This is a genomic window from Streptomyces sp. NPDC044033, from assembly GCF_056434425.1.
This window is the reverse complement of sequence record NZ_JBWKFF010000001.1, coordinates 564,703-583,049: the sequence shown is the minus strand read 5'-3', so window position 1 is coordinate 583,049 and position 18,347 is coordinate 564,703. Positions and strand designations below refer to the sequence as shown.

The window sequence follows — 18,347 nt, the reverse complement described above, 5'->3', positions numbered from 1 at the left end:
AATAACAAACGCCACCCCCACTTCCCCCCCCCCCCCCCCCACCCCCCCCCCCCCCCCTTCCCCCCCCCCCCCCCCCCCCCCCCTTCCTCCCCCCCCCCCCCCCCCACAGGCGCGTCTCGCTGCTCCCCGTGCGCGGAGGAACGCCGCGGGTCCGCTGCGTCAGCGCGCTGCCGGCCGCTGCCTGTGGTGAAGAGCGGCGGCCGTGATCACGACCTGCCAAGGCTCTCGACCGATGCGGGTGGGAGCAGGGCTTCCGGACCGTACGCGCGGATGCGGAGGCAGTTCAGCCCGCCGGATCAGTTGGGGCCGGACCAGTAGGAGTCCTGCCACTGCTCCGCATCAGGGGTGAACTCGACCTCGACCCGGTCGGCCGCGTCAGACGGCAGCGAGTAGGCGTACGTGCCGACGGCTTCCTTACCGGGCAGCACGTAGCCGTCGAGAACCTTCTGGTGGCCGCTTCCGTCGATCACCAGCTCCGTGGAGGCCCCGTCGGCGTCGTTGACGCTGGGCAGCCCCGACGTGATCGGCAGCCGGTCCTTGCTGGTGTTGACGACAGTGATCTTCACCTCGATCGCCTTGTTCCCCTTCGCGTGGCCGAGCACATAGCCGCGCGGGACGTACGGCTGCGGCTTGGCCACCGTGACCTTCAGGCCGTTCTCGAACGTATAAGCCTCGCCGAACGACAGGTGCCTGGCCGCCTCCTCCTGCTTCTTCTTCTCCCTCTTCGCGGCCTCTTCCGCCTTCACAGCGGCGACCCTCGCGCGACGGTCGTCGACCTCCGCCTTCACCGCCACCACGGCGAACACCCCGGCTCCGACCGCGACCAGCAGACCGGCCGCACCCAGGAGCACGCCGGTCAGCGCCATCCCCTTGTTGGCTGCCGGCGCCTTGCCCGCGCGGCTCAGTCCGACGGCGCCGAAGATCACGGCCAGTAGAGCCGGAAGCCAGGACATCCAGAACAGGACGATGGTCAGGCCGAGGGACACGCCGACTATGCCGAGCACCAGGGCGGCTATGCCCATCGCGTCGGGGGCCGGCGGTGCCGGCGCCGGGTACGGCGGCCAGTACGGAGCGGTCGGCCCGGGCGGCGGGGGACCCCAGGGGTCCTGACCGGCATGTTCCTGGCGGGTCTGTTCTTGACCGACCGGTTCTTGACCGACCTGCTCCTGGCTGATCGGTTCCTGGCTGGGAGCCTCCTGGCTGGGAGCTTCCGGATCGGCCTGCTCCGGATCGGCCTGCTCCGGGCTGGTCTGCTCCTCGCCGGAAAGCTCCTGGGTTACGGACCCTTGGCCACCAGGTCTCCGGTCGCCGGGTTTCTGGGCGCCGGAAGGTGCGGGAAAGGTCACTAAAAGTCCTTCATACAAGGTGAATTGACGGGTCAATGACATTACCAGCCACTTTTACCGTTTCCTGCCTATCGACCCTGGTGCGAACCCGTCCCAGCGAGGCCCGGGGAGGCTGGTGGCGAGAACTGCCAGCGGGGACAACCTGATTGAGGCCCGTGTTCGGGGATGCGCGGAAAACCGACCCGAAGTGTCCGAACCAGGGCCCAACTTGACCTCTGGTGTCGGTCGGTGATGCGAACGCGCGGGGTAGCCGCACCTTTGGGGGATTCGACGGATCTCCCCCTCATCGGCGCTCTACGGTACGGAGGCACCGCGCTACCCTCCGCGGTCGATCGAGGAGGAATTCTGTGTCATCGACCTGCGACCCCAAGCACGCTCCCGCCGGCGATGTGGGCGCGGCGCTCATGATGGTCGACTCCCAGCTCAAGACCGTGCACGGCGGCAAGACCGAGGCCGACCCCGAACAGCGGGCGCTGATGGATCAGTTCACCGCGTCCTTGGGTCCCCAGGAAGCCGATGCCGTGCTGGACGGTGCGTGCACCCTCATCTACATGTTCATGAATTGGCTGCGGATGGCCTACGAGGACCATGACCGGGACGTCATCGAGTACGTGGTGCCCAACCTCGTGGCCACGATGCGCATGATGCCCATCAGCGTTCGTCCCGAGGTCATCCCCACGATGACCGGGCTGGTCATCGCCGCGGGCACCGGGCTGAGCCCCAACCTGTGGCGCAAGCAGTACGGCTACTGGACCAAGGAGGAGATGACTCCGCTGGAAGTCACCGCTTTCCTGCTCGCGGAGCACATCAACCGCATCACCGAGGACCCCGACTTCGCCGTCCGCCTGATCGCGGAAGCTCTGCCGGAGCCGGGCGAGGAGCCCCCGGCGCACCGCGACGACAGCGCCTAGACGACGGGTCTAGCGGCGCGCGAGGCCGTCGATCATCAGGGAGACGGTGAAGTCGAACCGGTCGTGGCCCTCGCCGGCGGTGAGTTCGGCGGCGTGGCGGGTGACGTGGGGGAAGGTCTCGGCAGGCAGGGCGGCGAACCGGCGCAGCAGTTCGTCGTGGCTGCAGACCCAGGCGACGTCGTCGTCCGCCGCTCGGCGGCGCACGATCGACAGCTCCAGGCAGTAGGAGGCCACGTACAGCAAGAGGGCGTCGATGCCCCAGGCGGCGGCCTGCGGAGTGACGCCGCCGGAGAGCACGATCGCCAGCATGCCCTCGCTGACGCGCACGGTCTCCAGGTCGGTGGGGGCCATGGCGAGCGCGGCGCGGGAGATGCCGGGGTACTTCAGGTATTGGTCGCGCATCTGCACGCACACGTCGCGGATCCGCTCCCGCCAGTCCGCGGGGTCGGGCTCGGGCAGTACGAGCCCGGCGCACAGCCGCCCGATGAGCAGCTCATCGAGGTCGGCCTTGTTGACCACGTGGGCGTAGAGCGAGGCGGGGCCGGTGTCGAGCGCGCCGGCCAGTCGGCGCATGGTCAGCGCCTCGTAGCCCTCCGTGGCGATGACGCCCAGCGCGGTGTCGACGACCTGCTCCACGGTGATCGGGTCCTTGCGGCGCCGCGATTTGGGGGCGGATTCGGCCTCGGGGTTCGGCGGCTGGTGACGTGCCGCGCGTCGCTCTCTCGGGTTCACCCGCCCATTCTAACTTGACACGAACGCCGTTCGTACATAGAACAGCGTTCATGACGACGAATGCGCATCAGGACACGGACGTGACCGTGGCCGGAGCCGGGCCGGTGGGCCTCATGCTCGCCGCGGAGCTGGCGCTCTCCGGGGCGACGGTGCAGGTACTGGAGCGGCTGGCCGAGCCGGACGACGGGATGAAGGCCGGAGGGATCAACGTGCCGACGGCCGAGGCGCTCGACCGCCGCGGCCTGCTGCCCGCCGCGGAACAAGTGCAGCGGGAGGTGTTCGAGCGGGTGGGGCCGGTCGTCGGCAAATCCGACGACCGGCAGCCCGATGACCGGCAGTCCGACGGCGGCCGGCGAGCGGCCGATAAGCGGTTCACCGGGCATTTCGCGGGAATGGTCCTCGACGCCGACCTCGTGGACTGGTCCGATGCGGACCTCGCCGCGCACACCTCGGTCGACGGAGCGCGCATGGTCCCGCAGCGTGAGCTGGAGGCACTGCTGACCGACCATCTCGCGCGGCTCGGCGTTCCGGTGCGCCGCGGGGTGGCGGTCACCGCGCTCGAAGACACCGGCGACGGCGTACTCGTCGGCACGACCAGCGTCGGCACCGGCACCGTCGGCACGGTGCGTACCGGATGGCTGGTCGGGTGCGACGGCGGCCGCAGCACCGTGCGCCGCCTCGCGGGCATCGACTTCCCCGGTACCGACCCCGAACTCACCGGGCACATGGCGCTCGCCGACCTCGCCGACCCGTCGATGCTCGCGAACGGATGGGGGTGGACGCCCCGGGGCGCGTACCGCTACGGGCCCCAGCCCGGGCGAGTGGTCACCGTGGAGTTCGTACCTCCGCCCGCCGACCGTTCGGCGCCGGTCACCCTGGAGGAGTTGCAGGCCAGCCTGCGCCGGGTCTCGGGCACCGACGTCACGCTGACCGCGCTGCGCGGCACCGCGACCCGCTGGAGCGACAACGCCCGCCAGGCCGCGTCCTACCGGTCGGGACGGGTGCTGCTGGCCGGCGACGCCGCGCACGTGCACTCGCCGTTCGGCGGGCAGGGGCTCAACCTCGGGTTCGGCGACGCGATGAACCTCGGCTGGAAGCTCGGCGCCGTCGTCGCCGGATGGGCGCCCGAAGAGCTGCTCGACACCTACGACGCCGAGCGCCGCCCCCTCGGCGCCTGGGTGCTGGACTGGACGCGGGCCCAGATCGGGGTGTTGCGCGGGGACGCCAAGTCGGCCGCGCTGCGGGAGGTCGTCGCCGATTTGCTGAACACTCGCGACGGCGCGACCCACGCGGTCAAGAAGATCTCCGGCGTCGCACAGCGCATCGACCTGCCCGGCGACCATCCACTGATCGGCCGGTCCGCCCCCGACCTGTGGCTGAGGGACGGCTCCCGGCTGGCCGACCACGGCCACGACGGCGGATTCCTCCTGCTCGACCGCGCTCCGGACGGCGCTTTCACCCGCACCGCCGCGGCCTGGGGCGGTCGAGTGAGCAGCGTGCCGGACGACCACGCGACGCCGACCGGGGTGCTGGTACGCCCGGACGGAGTGGTCGCCTGGGCCTCCGACACCGCCGACGCCGACGCCATCACCGACCTCGAAGCCACCCTGCACCGGTGGGCCGGCGCTCCTTCGTGATCGGGTCGGGTATGAGGGGAGCCTTGATGGCCTTGATCCGGTTGGGTACGAAGGCGCGGTGACGGCCTTGCCGGGGCAGCGCCGATGACCGGCTGACAGCCCGTCTCAGTCCAGGGCCGTGCCCTTCGCCGGGGAGAGGCCGACGCGTCCGGCTCGGGGCGTACGCGAAGGGGCCCGGCCGGCCCGTACCCCGGCTGTGTTGTGACCGTGGCCTCAGCCGCGCCGCGGCGAGCTCACGACGGCGCCTTTTCGCCCGCGATGCGATGGTCTCGCCGGCGGCGCCTGACGGAGGCCGCATAGGTGATCAGCGACATGGCGACGATCCCGAGGGTGGCCCAGAGCAACAGGGTGTCGGTGTCCGCCACCCGGGTCAACGCGTAGGCGATGCCCGCGAGCACCGCGCAGACGCCTAAGCCCTTGAGGGAGTTCATTGGTCTCCTTGATTCTTCTCTGCAGTTGCTGCCGCGGTCATTTCCACGCGGAGACGCGGGTCACGTATGACTTCACGATGGACGAGACGAGCCAGTGCGTCCGCACCACGGTGTAGACCAACTCGGGAAGTAGCAGGGCCTCGACGAGCATCGCCTTCCAGCCGAGGTTCCGCACGCGAAGGGCCGGATAGACGACCCAGAAGGCGAGCAGCAGCAGGAGGAGCACCGGGTAGTGGGTGAAGCCGCGCAGTACGCTCCGCACGAGCTGGGTCGAGCCCCACCCCAGGATGTAGGCGGACCCGATGAGTCCAACAATCATGGTGCTGATCGAGTGCCAGGTGAACTTGGTCCAGCCACGACGGCGCAGCGTGTCCACCGTGCCGCGGCTCCACCGCTCACGCTGCTGGATCAGCTCGCGCAGTGTGGGCATGAGGTCGGTGTAGGCGATGCACAGCTGGTTGGCCGTGATCTTCCAACCGGACTCCTTGAGCGCCAGCGTGGTCTCGTAGTCCTCGACCAGGTTCCGGTGGTCCTCCCAGAAGACCTGCCCCCGCCAGTCGAGGAGCCCTTGGAGCGCCTCGCTCCGATAGAAGGAGCCGGCCCCCGACATGGTGTGCACGTCCTGCCGGTAGCGGGTGTTGGCGGCCCTGCCGTACTCGATGATCTGCATGCCGAGCAGGTACCGCTGCCACGGGTTGCGCCACAGACCGGTGCGGCCGAGGCAGGCGGCGCTGACGCCCCCCAGGTCCGGGTCGGAGGCGAGGACGTTGCGGGCGCGTTCAATGAACCTCGGGTGCAGTTCAGTGTCGGCGTCCATGACCAGGACGTGCCGCACCTTACTGGTCAGCCGCCCCCCGACGGACTCCCTGAGCCATTGCAGTCCGTAGTTGAGAGCACCCGCTTTTTTGTGTGGGTTGTGCTCCAGATTCAGCACCACCGTGTGCGGCGTGGACTCATCGTCCGCGAACTGCCGCGCGAACTCGTCGGTGCGGTCGGTCGAGTTATTGACTACCACGACGATCAGGTCGGGGCGTCGGCTCTGACCGGCCAGGGACTTCAGGGAGGTTAAGACGCCGACTTCCTCGTTACGCGCCGGAACAAGGATGACGGTGTCATAGACGGCCGTATCAGCTTGCTCGTCGAACGAGACACGCCCCCTGCGGTGCCGACTGCCGACCGCTTCGACACGCTGGACCTGGACACGGCCCTTGCGGCGCCGACCGCGCGATGAACGCGCGGTTTTGGCCCGTGCGCGGCGCGCAGTAGTGCCCGACAAGGTTCTCCCCCACTCAACTTGAACTCACATGACCCACATCTTGTGCTGATCCTGTGAAAGCACAGCGAGAAGATAACCCAGGTAATTGAACGACCTACTTCCCGCTTGGGGTAGGTCGGCAGCGCCCAGCAGGTGCACGCGTGAAGAATTGCGACATTTACGCCCGGATGGATAGAACAAAACGGATATATCAACACAGCAAGAAGATATAAAAGAGTGATCAAGAGCACCCTGTGTCCCGATTTCCCGACCTAGTTGACGCCGAGATGTACCACGAAGATCGGATAAACCGGGCACATCGGACGAACAAGATAGGAATCGGACATAAATATATGCAATTTTATTGCTTATATGTTCCCGCAGATCACGGTTACGATGACGCAGAATGTGAGTCAGTCGTGAATGCGATGTGAAGGGCCAGCAGGTGACGCCGCTCCTCGCAGCACATCAAGGAGCTTCAATGGGTCGCCCTCATCGCAGCCCCCGCCGCCGCGGGGGTGGCATGACCAAAGCAATACTTGTCATGGCCATACTCATAGCCATCGGTGCTGCGGCCTACGTCAAGTGGGGCCCTGGTGGAACCGGTGGATCAAGCGGAAGCGACGATTCAGGGACCGGTGAACTCACGGTCCGATATCGCACCGACGGACCGGCTGTCGCGGTGACGGCCAAACCCTGGCTGGAAGTCATCAACAATTCCAAGAAGACCGTCCCGCTCAGCGATGTGACCCTTCGCTACTACTTCACCGCGGATGACGCCGCCTACGGCACCAATTGTGTCCAGACGAGCAAGGGATGCGGCAACGTCACCCAGAAGCTGGGCGCGCTGGGCGGCGGCTCCGCCACCCACTACGTCCAGGTCGGTTTCGGTGCGGGAGCGGGGGACTTGAAACCCGGGGGGACCAGCGAGGGGATCGGCCTCCAGCTCTACCGCCTGGACCACAAAAAGCTGAACCAGGCGAACGACCGCTCGTTCAACGCCAAGGCGTCCCACTACGCGCCGTCGAAGCTGGTCACCGCCTACCTTCGGGGTGCCCTGGCCTGGGGAGACGAACCGAGCGGCGCCGCCGGCACGGGCGAGAACCCGCCCTCATCCCCGGCCGCATCGCCGACAGGGGTCGTCTTCGACAACTTCCACTACACCGGCCCCGACGACCCCGCGTTCACCGCCAACGGCTGGCAGGCCCGCAGCGGCGGGGGCGGCCCCGGCATCCACGACACCTGGTCGGCCGACGGCATCACCTTCCCGGCCGAGTCGACCGCCAAGGGCGGCCAGGTGCTCCAGATCCGGGCTGCCACCGACGGCACGAAGAAGGGCACCAAACAGGCCGAACTCCAGAGCGTCAAACCCGACTTCTTCACCGGCACCATCGCCGCCCGGGTCTACTTCAGCGACAAGCCCGTGAAGGGCCCCAACGGCGATCACCTCAACGAGTCCTTCTTCACGATCTCCCCTGCGGACAAGTCACACCAGTACAGCGAGCTCGACTACGAGTACATGCCGCATGGCGGATGGGGAGCGCCCGGCCCCCGCCTCGACACCACGAGCTGGCGCAGCGGCAACGGCAAGCCGGGAGACCGCGCCACCCGCACCCAGCAAGAGCACCTCACGGGCTGGCACACCATGATGATCACCGCCATGGACGGAACGGTCACCTACTTCGTGGACGGGCAAAAACTGTTCAGCCACAAGGGCAAGTACTTCCCGCGGGAACACATGGACGTCCACTTCAGCGCCTGGTTCATCGACCTGCCGTTCAAGGGCCGGCGAACCTGGGACATGCGCGTCAACTGGCTCTACTACCAAGCCGACCGCACCAGCTCCCTCACCGAGGTCAACAAGGCCGTCGACGGCTTCTATGCCGCCGGCATCAACCATGTGAACACTGTCCCTCAGGCTTGAGCGGATGATCCGTGGGATGAGGTCCCCTTCCCAGGGGACCCATGCCGGAACCTGGGCTGGGCGCCCCGCAGGCGACTTCGCCGGCCGATTCGCAGGACGGGGCTCGTGGGAGGAACGGCACGCCCCGCCCCTCGTACGTCTTCGGCGCCACCGTGGCGACCAACGCGTCCGCCCCCACTCGGGAAGATGGCGCACATCGTGACCGGCAGCCGCTACCCGAACGGAACGCCGCCCCTGCGCAGCCGCGCGACAGTGAGCATGCCCGGATAGTCAAGGCCGGCCGTGTGAAGGACATCGAGTCGGCCAACATGCTCCGCTATGCCCAGATGCTCCGTGTCCGCTTCGAGAATCGACAGCGCCAGAGCCCACAGCCGGGTCTCCGGCTCGAAGCGGGCCCGGTGGACCAATGCGGTCCGGTGGGCCAATGCGGACGCCTGCCGGTTCCTGCGACGTCCCCACGCTCCGCAGACCCCAGGGGATCCACGGGGGAGACAAGATCACTTCCAGTGGGCACCGGTGCGCCCGCCAGTGGGCACGAAAAATGCCCTCCGAAGCGGCGTTCCCGCAGTTCAGAGGGCATTTTGTAAGTGGAGCCTAGGGGAGTCGAACCCCTGACATCTGCCATGCAAAGACAGCGCTCTACCAACTGAGCTAAGGCCCCGTCCCTGACCAGGGTACCGGGTACCGGACGTCGTTCCCGACCGGGTATCGCTCGCGCGTACCGCGCTCCGTAGGATGCACCGCAAGATTCGCGGCAGCGAAGCGAAGGGGAGAGCGAGATGGACGCAGCACAGCAGGAAGCCACCGCCCGCGCACGAGAGCTACAGCGAAGCTGGTACGGGGAGCCGCTCGGGGCGCTCTTCCGCCGTCTCATCGACGATCTCGGCCTCAACCAGGCCCGCCTCGCGTCCGTGCTCGGCCTCTCCGCGCCGATGCTGTCCCAGCTCATGAGCGGTCAGCGCGCGAAGATCGGCAACCCGGCTGTGGTCCAACGCGTGCAGGCGCTCCAGGAGTTGTCGAGCCAGGTCGCGGACGGCAGCGTCAGCGCCGCCGAGGCCGCGGACCGCATGGAGGAGGTCAAGAAGACCTCGGGCGGCTCCGTACTGAACACCACCCAGACCACGGCGAGCAGCGGCGCCCCGACCGTACGGCGCGTGGTGCGGGAGATCCAGTCGCTGCTGCGCTCCGTGGCCGCGGCCGGCGACATCATCGACGCGGCCGACACGCTGAGCACCTCCCACCCCGAACTCGCCGAGTTCCTGAGGGTGTACGGCGCGGGGCGGACCGCGGAGGCGGTAGCGCACTATGAGGCGCACCAGAGCTGACCGGGCCGAGGTGGGGGTGGGCACAGCGCGATGGGTGAGGTCTTCGCCGGCAGGTACGAGCTGGTCGACCCGATCGGGCGCGGCGGCGTGGGCGCCGTCTGGCGCGCGTGGGACCAGCGGCGACGGCGGTACGTGGCAGCGAAGGTACTGCAGCAGAGCGACGCGCACACCCTGCTGAGATTCGTACGGGAACAGGCGCTACGCATCGATCATCCGCATGTACTGGCGCCGATGAGCTGGGCGGCCGACGACGACAAAGTGCTGTTCACCATGGATGTGGTGCGCGGCGGCTCGCTGGCCCATCTCATCGGGGACTACGGTCCGCTGCCGCCGGCCTTCGTGTGCACCCTGCTCGACCAGTTGCTGTCGGGGCTGGCGGCGGTCCACGACGAGGGGGTCGTGCACCGCGACATCAAGCCCGCCAACATCCTGCTGGAGGCGACCGGGACCGGCCGCCCGCATCTGCGGCTCTCCGACTTCGGCATCGCGATGCGCAAGGGCGAACCGCGCCTCACGGACACCAACTTCGTCATGGGCACGCCCGGTTACTTCGCGCCGGAGCAGATGCTGGGCGAGGAACCCGACTTCCCCGCCGACCTCTTCGCGGTCGGCCTCGTCTCCCTGTACTTGCTCACCGGCCGCAAACCGGACGCGGAGGCCCTCGTACAGCTCTTCCTCGACCACGGCATACCCAACGCCCCGGCGGAGGTGCCGGAACCGCTGTGGCAGGTGATCGCCAACCTGCTGCAACCGGACCCGTACGCCCGGTTCCGTACGGCCACGGGGGCGCGGAAGGCCCTTACCGCGGCGGTGGAACTGCTGCCGGAACCCGGCTTCGACGACGACGTGATCGAGGTCTTCGACCAGCTCGGACCGCTGCCCTCGGGGTTCGGGCCGGTCGGGCCGGAACAGATGGATCGGACGGATCGGACGGAGCCGGGGGCAGCGGCGGGGGCCGGAGCCAGGCCGGGGGGCGATGCGGCGACACCGGGTTCCGCCGCGCCGGGGCCCGCGATGTCCGATACGGGCAGCTTCCAGCCTCCGATGCCGGGCTCCACCACCGCGCAGGCGAGTCGGGCCGCCGGTGACCCGCCGTCGCCACAGCAGCAGTCACCACGGACCGCCAACGCCCCGCGGCCTCAGCCCGGTCCGTACGAGCCTCACAGCCCGTACGGCCGGCAGGGCGCACCCGGGGCGCACCCCTCACCAGGCCCGCTTACGGGCGGCCCCCAGACGCCGTCGCCGCAGCCCCCGCCTCACGCACCCCATACGCCCCATACGCCCCTGGCCCCCTTGCCGCCCGCCTATCCCCCCACACACCCGTACACCTCGCCGCGCCCCGCCACTCCCTACCGGCACGCGGCCGCCCGCAACCACCGACCGGGACCGCCCCCGAAGGTCGCGGTCCCGGTCGTGATCGTCGCGCTGCTCTGCCTGGCCGTCGGCATCTGGGCGCTCTCCGTAAGCTGATTCACACCAGCAACGAATCAATTCACGCGAGCAAATAACATACAGGGCGGCCTTCCCCCCGACAACGAAAACGGGGCCCCGATCGCCTCAGCGATCAGGGCCCCGTCCGGGGTAGTCGGCTCACACACCCGAACCTGCGGGCACGGAGTCGGTCGCCTCCGTCCACAGATCCTGCTCGGCGCGATCCGCCTGGATCTGGCGGTACACGAGGAGACCGCCGATGGCGGCCAGGGCGACCAGGAGAAGCTTCTTCACCGCGCGACCTCGTCTTTCATTGACGTAGGGGACCTTCTGGTGGCCGATGATACACACCACCCGATATCGATCGGTGACCTGCGTCCTCCGTCAACTGCGCCTCCGTACAAAATGAATCGGCCGCGCCCGGGAATTCCCGTACAGGCCGGTCAGGGCGGTTGGGGCCGGTAGGCCCCGAGCCCGCGCCCTCCCGCTCCCCGAGGAGGCGCAATTGAAAATGCACATGCCAGACCAGCCCGCGTCCCGCATTTGCCAATGCTCACGACAGGCGCTCACTTTCCATGTTGGAAAATAGATGGCGTGGTGGAAAGAAGAGGCTGGCGGAGATTCCGGCCGAGGACTCGGGAGCACTTGATGGAGCAGCACACCACCGGCGGAGAGCCGACCGGAACCACCCCGCCGCCCCCACCACACACGTCCCCCGCGCCCCGCGCCCACTTCCTCCGCGTCGCCCTTGTCTCCCGAAGCCGCGACGCGTGCCCTGCAGGGCGTCGAGGACGCCCAGACGCGGGCGCGGTTCCAGGCCCGTACCGTGCCCGCCTGGTATGGCCCGGCGGCCGGCGCCGTGATCGCGATCTACGTCATCCTCGCGCAACGGTTCCTGGAGTCCGGCAAGGTCGTCATCCAGCTATGGGTCGCGTTGCCGTTGGCCGCGCCGGCAGCCTTCGCGCTCAGGCGGATCGCACGGCGGAGGAGGGGCGTGATACCGCCTGACCACGAGCCCTCCGAGGCTGAGCGCAGAGAGCGGATACTCACCATCCTGCTCCCCAACTCCGTCGCTTCCTGCCTGTTGGGAGGCGCGTGCGCGGCCCTCGGCGGCAGCGCGCACGTCGTCGTCGCCGTCCTGGCCATCGCCCTCGGGCTCGGCTTCTGGGCCGGGTTCACCTGGCGCAACATCGCGATCAGCCGCCGACTGCGCGAGACGCGGCAACTGCGGGGCCCGGCGTGACGTCCGATCCGCCGGGGCCTCGGAGACCACAGGGGCCCGCCCTCGACGAGACGCCGCACAACCCCACCCGGCTGGCCGTGGCGGCATTCCTCTCCGCTTGCGCCGAAGCCGAGTTCGCGGTGGTACGCGACCACTGCCAGGTGTCCGACTCCGTGCTGAGCAAGGCCGCGTCGGCCCTGGAAGCCGCCGGATACGCGGAGATCCGCAAGGGCTACGTCGGCAAGCGGCCGCGCACCTGGCTCGCCCTCACTCCTGAGGGACGGCTCTCATTGACGCGGCACGTCACGGCCCTCCAGGAGATCGTCTCCGCCGCCCGGGACGCCAGCGCGACCGTCCAGACCCCGCCGGGCGAGCCGCAGCCGCACAGCCGCTGACCCGCCCCACCGCCGATCTCGTACAGGTCGGCACGCAGCAAGCGGAGCAAGCGGCCGCCACGCACGCCACACGCCACTACAGCCGCTATACCGCTACGTCTCGACGGCGAGTATGCGACCGGCGGTCCGTCCGAACCGAGCCCGCTCAGCAGCCGGCAGGCCGCTGGTCAGCGCCTCAAGGCGGCGGGCGACATCGGCGCGGAAGGCCGCCTCGATCTGCCGCCCCTGTTCGGTCAGTTCGACACGGGAGGCGCGCCGGTCGCCGGGCACCGCCACCCGCCGCACCAGGCCACGTCGCTCGGCCCGGTCCACGAGCCCGGTCACGCTGGCCCGCTCGACTTCGAGCAGAGCGGCCAGTTCGGTCATGGCGGGGGTACGCCCCTCCAATGCGCCCAGCAGGCGGGCCTGCCCCGGCGAGGTGCCGTGCTCGGCGCACGCCTGCTCGACGGCTGCCTGCACCCGGAAAGACAGCTGCACCAGCGCATCCGCCAGCGCCAGGCCCTCGCCGTGGCCCTTGTCCATGCGCTCCTCCTCGTTCACCGCGCCCGCCCGGCCCCGATGGCAGAAACTAAGGCACCCATATAGTATGGGTGACTAAGCAGATTGGTTCAATCCGACCGCCAGGACAATCGCTCCCCTTCAGGAGTCCCCCATGTACGCAGCTGTCGTCACCGCTTTCGGCCAACCGCCCCGCTACCAGCCCTTCCCCGACCCCAGCCCCGCCGACGGCGAGAAACTGATCAAGGTTCTGGCGGCGGGCCTGCACCCCCGCGTCCGGTCCGGCGCGGCCGGCACCCACTACACCAGCGACAACACCCTGCCCTTGGTCCCCGGTTTCGACGGCGTCGGGCTCGCCGAGGACGGCACCCGAGTCTTCTTCGGCGGCCTCAAGGCCCCCAACGGCAGCATGGCCGAATATGTCGCCGTCCCCGCCGACGCCCTGGTCGAGCTGCCGGACGGAGTCGACGACACCACGGTGGCCGGGGCGATGAACCCGGCGATGTCCGCCTGGCTCGCCCTCACCCAGCGCACGCGGCTCAAGCCCGGCGAGAATGTACTGGTCCTGGGCGCCACGGGCAACGCCGGACAGATGGCCGTACAACTCGCCCGCTTCCTCGGCGCGAAGACCGTGACCGCCGCCGGACGCGACCCGCAAGCCCTGGCCAAACTGCCCGTCCTGGGCGCCGATCACACCGTTTCCCTCACCGCGGACGGCGACACCGTCGCCCGGCGCCTGGCCGAGACGGCGGCGGACGCCGACGTCGTGGTCGACTACCTGTGGGGCCACCCCACCGAGACCGCCCTCGCCGCCCTCGCCACCGCCCGTGCGGACGCCGCCCACCGGCTGCGCTGGGTGCACGTCGGCGCCATGGCCGGCGCGAACATCACCCTCCCCGGCGCGGCCCTGCGCAAGACCAACATCGACTTCCGCGGCAGCGGCCAAGGTTCCGTCTCGCCCGCCGATATCCACACCGCCCACAAGGACCTCGCCGCCCGCCTCCCCACGGCCGGCCTCACGATCGATACGGTCACGCTGCCGCTGAGCGAAGCCGAAACCGCATGGGCCGCTTCCACCCCCACCGGCACGCGCGTGGTCCTGCTGCCTTGACGTCCGACTGGGAGGGGCCGTGACCTGGGCCACCGCGCGAGCCGGCACGCGGCGCACGGCGGCACAACCCTCCCACCCGCCCCACTCACCACAGCGAACAGCAGCCACATCGCCAACGGCGGAAAATAAGCTTGCTGGTTCAACCACTGAGGTGGCGTGATGTCTGTGTCAGAGGGGGCGACAGCGCCCGTCTCCGGAGCAGTCCAAGGAGCACCCGGTGAACTCGAAAGCCAGACGCAAAGCGGTATTAGCCCTCGCGGCAACGGCCCTGGCCCTCGGCGCGACCGCCACCAGCGCCCCCGCTGCGACAGCCGCCAGCGGCTATGACCGCTGCCCGAGCGGTTTTTCGTGCTACTTCTCCAACGCCAATGGCAACGGCGACATGTGGCGAGCGCCCAGCGCCGCGTGCTGGAACCTCGGCACCATGAACCCGCCGTTCAACGACCGCATCAGCTCGGTGTGGAACAGGGGCGGGCACGTGGTCCACATGTACAACTGGAGCGGCAGCTCCTGGACCTGGCTGGACGACGTACAAGTCGGCCAGAAGTGGTCAGTCGGCTCTGGGGACCACCGCAATGACAAGGCCGACCTGGTGTGTATCGGCAGAACTCCCTGACAACCCGGTTTCAGCCTAGGTCAGGGCTCAGCGGCGAGACCGAAAGCAACTCCGAACCACCAGAGAGCAGCGCTTGATCCGGCGAATCAGTGCCCGTGCTGGAGGCGGACGAGGGGCCCAAACCCCCTTTACTGATAACTGAATCCGGCCGTAGTCGTCGTTGCACGGCTCTCCGGCACGGAACCAGCCCGGCACGCGACGAACCATCCACGGTGTACGGGCCGCCCGACCCGTCAAAGTGATCTGCCCTGTGCGGCAATTGCCGCACAGGGCACCAGTGGCCTGCCCGACGGATCGTGCCGGACAGGCCACTGGCCCCGAGCAGCGCTCAGCGCTTGAGCATGAAGGTGAAGTCGCCGGAGAGCTTGCCGCTCAGCCGGGCTGCCGAAATGATTCTCCCCTCCGCGATCAGCCTCTCGACCTCGGCCCGCGAAAGACCGCATCCTTCAGCGATCAGCCGTACCGGCCGGACAGGAATCCGCGCCGCAAAACGGACCGCGACATCGACCACTTCCCGGTCCAGGTGTTCCGATCCGCCGGTTTCGAGGCGCCAGGCGTCGCGCCAGTCGAGGGCGATGTGATTACGGCGTCGCACGCCCGGGTCCTGGAGCAGCTCAGCTGTCAGGCCAGGGTCGTTGTCATGCAGCCGGTCCAGCAGCTCAGGCCGTACGGAGCGCACATTCACCCGCTCCAGGACCGTGAACTTTGCAGTCTCCCCGCAAGCGGTACAGAGCGCGAGGAGCCAGGCGTCGATGAGCTTGTGGTTGGCGTTGACGCGGAATTTACCGCTCGCCCGGAAGCGCCCGGACGCGCAGGAGTGGCAACGGCGAAGTACGAGCGGTAGGCAAGTGGGCGCGACCACCCAGCTTTTGAGCACAGAAGTACACCGGTTTCAGTGAGAAGTCCGCAGCAAAAAGGAGCGCGGCGCACATGCGCGACGCGCGACGATTCAGCGCTCGGGAGGACTCACAGGGTGTACAACGGCACGTCCTTTGCCAGACGACTTGGTTCGGCAGCACGGTAAGGGCGCACAGCGGCGCTCTTCCACTGGTTTTCCAGCGCCCCACCCCCGGATGCCGCCCACGCGACCGCTCAAGCCGTACGGGACTTCGCCTAAGATCATCTCCCGCACGATCTCCTGGCGGTCAGTCGGCCGTTCCCCGAGCTCGCCGAGCAGATGCTCGACTACCTCCCGGACGACCTTGAACTCACAGCCGCGCTAGGCAAGTTCCGCGAGGCGAAGAGCTGCTGACTCCTCGCATCCCTCACCGACACAGCGACCGAAGCCTGACCACACAACAGAAAGGCAACACACCCCATGACTGAGATCGTTCGCTCCGAAGTCGCCGTTTCGAGCGCCAAAGACCAAGAAATAAACGCCGTGCGCACGGCCGTCATCACCCACGACATACCCGTCAAAACGTGGGAGGTAAGCGGCTACGCATACCTCACGCCGCAGGAGAACGAGGCCGCACTCAAGGCCGCCGCCCAGGCATTCGCCGCGGCCCTGCCCACCGACCGCGACTACAGAATCGCCAGCTCCCTGGTGAGCGAGACCAAGACCTCCATCTGACCGCCCTGTCCCACTCCGACACCGCCGCCCGAGCGCACCGCGCCGGACGGCGTTTCTCTTGCCCGGGGGCATCCATGACCGTCAATGGCGTCGACGTCATCTCTTACCAACCGACGATTTCCGCACCGCCGACCGAGACTTCGCGTCCGACAAGGCCACCGAGGGCACGTCCTAAATAGACTCGAAGATGGCAGGACAGGCCGCACACGCCCGCAACTCCCGTCTGGTGGCGGGCTTCAACCACTTCCTGCGGCGCAGCCCGCGTGCTTCGTCGAAAAGTGCGCGTCCGCCGCGAGTGATCCGCTGTTCGCCGACTGGGTAGGCCCCCGCGTCTCGTGCGCCGCAAGGACCACTTCCACGCCGAGGTGAAGCGGCTGCGCAGCAGCGATCACCACGTCGGCCTGTACTGCAACTTCGACTACTGGAAGCACCGCGACACCACCAGCCAGCCCGGTGACGCCCTGCGGATCGCGGACTACGTCGCCGCCGGCCATCCGCGGATCACGGCGAAGTGGATGTTCCACCAGCACACCGACCGGCCCCTCGACACCAACGTGGCCGCCTTCGCCGACCGGCCCGCGCTGCGGAAGTGGGCGGGCGAAGGCAGCGGCGGCAGCGCGTCCGCGTACGAGCCATTCCCCGGCACCGGGTTCTTCACCACCGGCCGCCACAGACCGGTCATCACCGCCGTGGGCCGCCGCCTGGTTGCCGAGGGCTGCGGCCGGTACACCGTCGGGCCCGGACCCAACTGGTCCGAGGCCGACCGGCAGTCGTACGCCGCGTGGCAGCGGAAGCTCGGCTACTCCGGCCGCGACGCCGACGGCACGCCCGGCGCGACCTCGTGGGCCAAGCTCTGCGTCCCCGCGGTCTGACCTCAACCCCACAGATAGGGATCACCACATTGGTACTTCTGCCTTCTGGACGGCCACGTTCGAGCGCACCATCCGCACCTTCGCCCAGTCCGTCCTCGCCGTCCTCGGCGCGAACGCCACTGCCGACCCGCATAACATCGCAGGTCACGGAGGGTGCTCCCCGCGTATGCGGGGGTTCAACCCCCGAGGCTGGCGCGGCCGAGAGGAACAGTCGCCGCGTCACCCCGGCTCCGTTAGACGGACGTTAGGGGCCCTTCCGGTGGCCTCCGCAGGCTCTGGTCATGACGATCGAACGCACGAGCGTCGCCATCACCATCGGCCTGTCGACCCGGCCGGGAACAGCTGACCCGCTTCAACACCTGCACCGCTCAGCCCGCTCTCCTTCGGGAGGGAGGGCGCTTTCGTCATGTCCGGAGGGGTCTTCCGGAATCGGCGAGGTTACCGCTGCGGGCTACCGGAGTTGGTTGAGTCGCTGGAGGGCGTGCTGGAGTTCGCGGGCGTCGGGGCGGCTGGCAGGGTCGAGCTGGAGGCCGCTGGTGATGATGTCCTCGAAAGCCGCGAAGGGCCACGGCCGTACGGCGTCCCAGGGCTTGACCTGACCGAGGCTGAGTTCTTTGCGGAGGTCGGGGGTGGTCTGCGTGGTGTCCTTCGAGCTGATCGGGTAGGTGCCCGTCCAGCAGGCGTAGATGACCGCGCACAGCGACCACACTTCGGAGGCGTACGTCAGCGTCAGGTCCTGGTCCGGGGTGGTGGTCAGGCGGGCGTGCGCCAGCTCGGGGGACATGAACCAGTCGTAGGCGCCTCGGTAGATGACCGGGCCGCTGCCGGGGCGCCGGGTGGGGGCATGGGCCATGGCGAAGTCCAGCAGGGTGGCCCCGGAAGCGTTGAGGATGAAGTGCTCCTCCTGGAGGTCGCCGTGCCGCCAGCCGCCGGCATGGAGGTCGGCCACGGCCTTGGGGGGGGGGGGGGGGGGGGGGGGGAGGGGGAGGGGGGGGGGGGGGGGGGGGGGGGGGGGGAGGGGGGGGCAGAGGGGGGGGGTGAGTAGCTAGGAGGAGGGGAAACAAAACC

General features: G+C 68.7%; 19 protein-coding genes, 1 tRNA gene and 1 pseudogene. 12 read left to right on the top strand and 9 right to left on the bottom strand.

What is annotated here, in order from left to right; all coding sequences use genetic code 11:
* Window positions 1-296: 296 nt before the first annotated feature.
* Window positions 297-1,346, bottom strand: coding sequence for a DUF4190 domain-containing protein (locus tag AC07AB_RS02555; RefSeq protein ID WP_478558771.1), 1,050 nt, complete (start codon window positions 1,344-1,346; stop codon window positions 297-299).
* Between the two features lie 347 nt (window positions 1,347-1,693).
* On the opposite strand from AC07AB_RS02555, the gene AC07AB_RS02550 reads away from it, so the two are divergent.
* The gene (locus AC07AB_RS02550; protein ID WP_478558768.1) at window positions 1,694-2,257 is read left to right on the top strand and encodes a hypothetical protein; all 564 of its coding nucleotides are present in this window, start codon (window positions 1,694-1,696) and stop codon (window positions 2,255-2,257) included.
* A 9-nt stretch (window positions 2,258-2,266) separates the two neighbouring features.
* On the opposite strand, the gene AC07AB_RS02545 is transcribed toward AC07AB_RS02550, so the two are convergent.
* Window positions 2,267-2,989: a TetR/AcrR family transcriptional regulator gene (locus AC07AB_RS02545; RefSeq protein ID WP_478558765.1), complete on the bottom strand. Its 723-nt coding sequence runs from the start codon at window positions 2,987-2,989 to the stop codon at window positions 2,267-2,269.
* Window positions 2,990-3,039: 50 nt separating this feature from the next.
* Between AC07AB_RS02545 and AC07AB_RS02540 the strand changes: the two genes are divergently transcribed.
* Window positions 3,040-4,626, top strand: coding sequence for an FAD-dependent monooxygenase (locus tag AC07AB_RS02540; protein ID WP_478558762.1), 1,587 nt, complete (start codon window positions 3,040-3,042; stop codon window positions 4,624-4,626).
* A 233-nt stretch (window positions 4,627-4,859) separates the two neighbouring features.
* Here the strand turns inward: AC07AB_RS02540 and AC07AB_RS02535 are convergent, their stop codons facing one another.
* Both AC07AB_RS02535 and AC07AB_RS02530 read right to left on the bottom strand, forming a co-directional pair.
* A complete protein-coding gene (locus tag AC07AB_RS02535) occupies window positions 4,860-5,057 on the bottom strand; it encodes a hypothetical protein (RefSeq protein ID WP_478558759.1) in 198 nt (65 codons plus the stop codon).
* A 37-nt stretch (window positions 5,058-5,094) separates the two neighbouring features.
* Window positions 5,095-6,333, bottom strand: coding sequence for a glycosyltransferase family 2 protein (locus AC07AB_RS02530; RefSeq protein ID WP_478558756.1), 1,239 nt, complete (start codon window positions 6,331-6,333; stop codon window positions 5,095-5,097).
* Between the two features lie 661 nt (window positions 6,334-6,994).
* Between AC07AB_RS02530 and AC07AB_RS02525 the strand changes: the two genes are divergently transcribed.
* On the top strand, window positions 6,995-8,236 hold the full coding sequence (locus tag AC07AB_RS02525; RefSeq protein WP_478558753.1) for a cellulose binding domain-containing protein: 1,242 nt from the start codon (window positions 6,995-6,997) through the stop codon (window positions 8,234-8,236).
* Window positions 8,237-8,824: 588 nt separating this feature from the next.
* Here AC07AB_RS02525 and AC07AB_RS02520 read toward each other — a convergent pair.
* Window positions 8,825-8,897: transfer RNA gene (locus AC07AB_RS02520), tRNA-Ala, on the bottom strand.
* Window positions 8,898-9,015: 118 nt separating this feature from the next.
* Between AC07AB_RS02520 and AC07AB_RS02515 the strand changes: the two genes are divergently transcribed.
* The gene (locus AC07AB_RS02515) at window positions 9,016-9,561 is read left to right on the top strand and encodes a helix-turn-helix domain-containing protein (protein WP_478558751.1); all 546 of its coding nucleotides are present in this window, start codon (window positions 9,016-9,018) and stop codon (window positions 9,559-9,561) included.
* 30 nt (window positions 9,562-9,591) lie between these two features.
* The gene (locus AC07AB_RS02510) at window positions 9,592-11,031 is read left to right on the top strand and encodes a serine/threonine-protein kinase (protein WP_478558748.1); all 1,440 of its coding nucleotides are present in this window, start codon (window positions 9,592-9,594) and stop codon (window positions 11,029-11,031) included.
* A gap of 120 nt (window positions 11,032-11,151) precedes the next feature.
* Here the strand turns inward: AC07AB_RS02510 and AC07AB_RS02505 are convergent, their stop codons facing one another.
* Window positions 11,152-11,286, bottom strand: a complete 135-nt coding sequence (locus AC07AB_RS02505; protein WP_003958712.1) for a DLW-39 family protein — start codon at window positions 11,284-11,286, stop codon at window positions 11,152-11,154.
* Between the two features lie 454 nt (window positions 11,287-11,740).
* On the opposite strand from AC07AB_RS02505, the gene AC07AB_RS02500 reads away from it, so the two are divergent.
* Both AC07AB_RS02500 and AC07AB_RS02495 read left to right on the top strand, forming a co-directional pair.
* Window positions 11,741-12,235 (top strand): hypothetical protein, encoded by a 495-nt coding sequence (locus AC07AB_RS02500; RefSeq protein WP_478558745.1) that lies wholly within the window; start codon window positions 11,741-11,743, stop codon window positions 12,233-12,235.
* A complete protein-coding gene (locus AC07AB_RS02495) occupies window positions 12,232-12,609 on the top strand; it encodes a winged helix-turn-helix domain-containing protein (RefSeq protein WP_478558743.1) in 378 nt (125 codons plus the stop codon). Before AC07AB_RS02500 ends, AC07AB_RS02495 begins: the two co-directional genes overlap by 4 nt.
* 93 nt (window positions 12,610-12,702) lie before the next feature.
* Here AC07AB_RS02495 and AC07AB_RS02490 read toward each other — a convergent pair whose 3' ends face one another.
* Window positions 12,703-13,131 (bottom strand): MarR family winged helix-turn-helix transcriptional regulator, encoded by a 429-nt coding sequence (locus tag AC07AB_RS02490; protein WP_478558740.1) that lies wholly within the window; start codon window positions 13,129-13,131, stop codon window positions 12,703-12,705.
* A gap of 130 nt (window positions 13,132-13,261) precedes the next feature.
* On the opposite strand from AC07AB_RS02490, the gene AC07AB_RS02485 reads away from it, so the two are divergent.
* Together AC07AB_RS02485 and AC07AB_RS02480 are read left to right on the top strand one after the other, a co-directional pair.
* Entirely contained in the window at window positions 13,262-14,218 is a 957-nt protein-coding gene (locus AC07AB_RS02485) for a quinone oxidoreductase family protein (RefSeq protein ID WP_478558737.1), read from the top strand.
* A gap of 217 nt (window positions 14,219-14,435) precedes the next feature.
* The gene (locus AC07AB_RS02480; RefSeq protein ID WP_478558734.1) at window positions 14,436-14,834 is read left to right on the top strand and encodes a peptidase inhibitor family I36 protein; all 399 of its coding nucleotides are present in this window, start codon (window positions 14,436-14,438) and stop codon (window positions 14,832-14,834) included.
* 328 nt (window positions 14,835-15,162) lie between these two features.
* Here the strand turns inward: AC07AB_RS02480 and AC07AB_RS02475 are convergent, their stop codons facing one another.
* Window positions 15,163-15,711: a DUF1062 domain-containing protein gene (locus tag AC07AB_RS02475; RefSeq protein ID WP_478558731.1), complete on the bottom strand. Its 549-nt coding sequence runs from the start codon at window positions 15,709-15,711 to the stop codon at window positions 15,163-15,165.
* Window positions 15,712-16,152: 441 nt separating this feature from the next.
* Between AC07AB_RS02475 and AC07AB_RS02470 the strand changes: the two genes are divergently transcribed.
* The 3 genes and pseudogenes from AC07AB_RS02470 to AC07AB_RS02460 all read left to right on the top strand — a co-directional run bounded on the left by AC07AB_RS02470 (window position 16,153) and on the right by AC07AB_RS02460 (window position 17,625).
* A complete protein-coding gene (locus AC07AB_RS02470) occupies window positions 16,153-16,407 on the top strand; it encodes a hypothetical protein (RefSeq protein WP_478558728.1) in 255 nt (84 codons plus the stop codon).
* 626 nt (window positions 16,408-17,033) lie between these two features.
* A pseudogene (locus tag AC07AB_RS02465) lies at window positions 17,034-17,279 on the top strand (peptidoglycan-binding protein); the annotation flags it as partial.
* Between the two features lie 28 nt (window positions 17,280-17,307).
* The gene (locus tag AC07AB_RS02460) at window positions 17,308-17,625 is read left to right on the top strand and encodes a holin (RefSeq protein WP_478559707.1); all 318 of its coding nucleotides are present in this window, start codon (window positions 17,308-17,310) and stop codon (window positions 17,623-17,625) included.
* Between the two features lie 105 nt (window positions 17,626-17,730).
* Here the strand turns inward: AC07AB_RS02460 and AC07AB_RS02455 are convergent, their stop codons facing one another.
* Complete coding sequence (locus tag AC07AB_RS02455; RefSeq protein WP_478558725.1) at window positions 17,731-18,228, bottom strand: protein kinase domain-containing protein; 498 nt, start codon at window positions 18,226-18,228, stop codon at window positions 17,731-17,733.
* Between the last annotated feature and the right edge of the window lie 119 nt (window positions 18,229-18,347).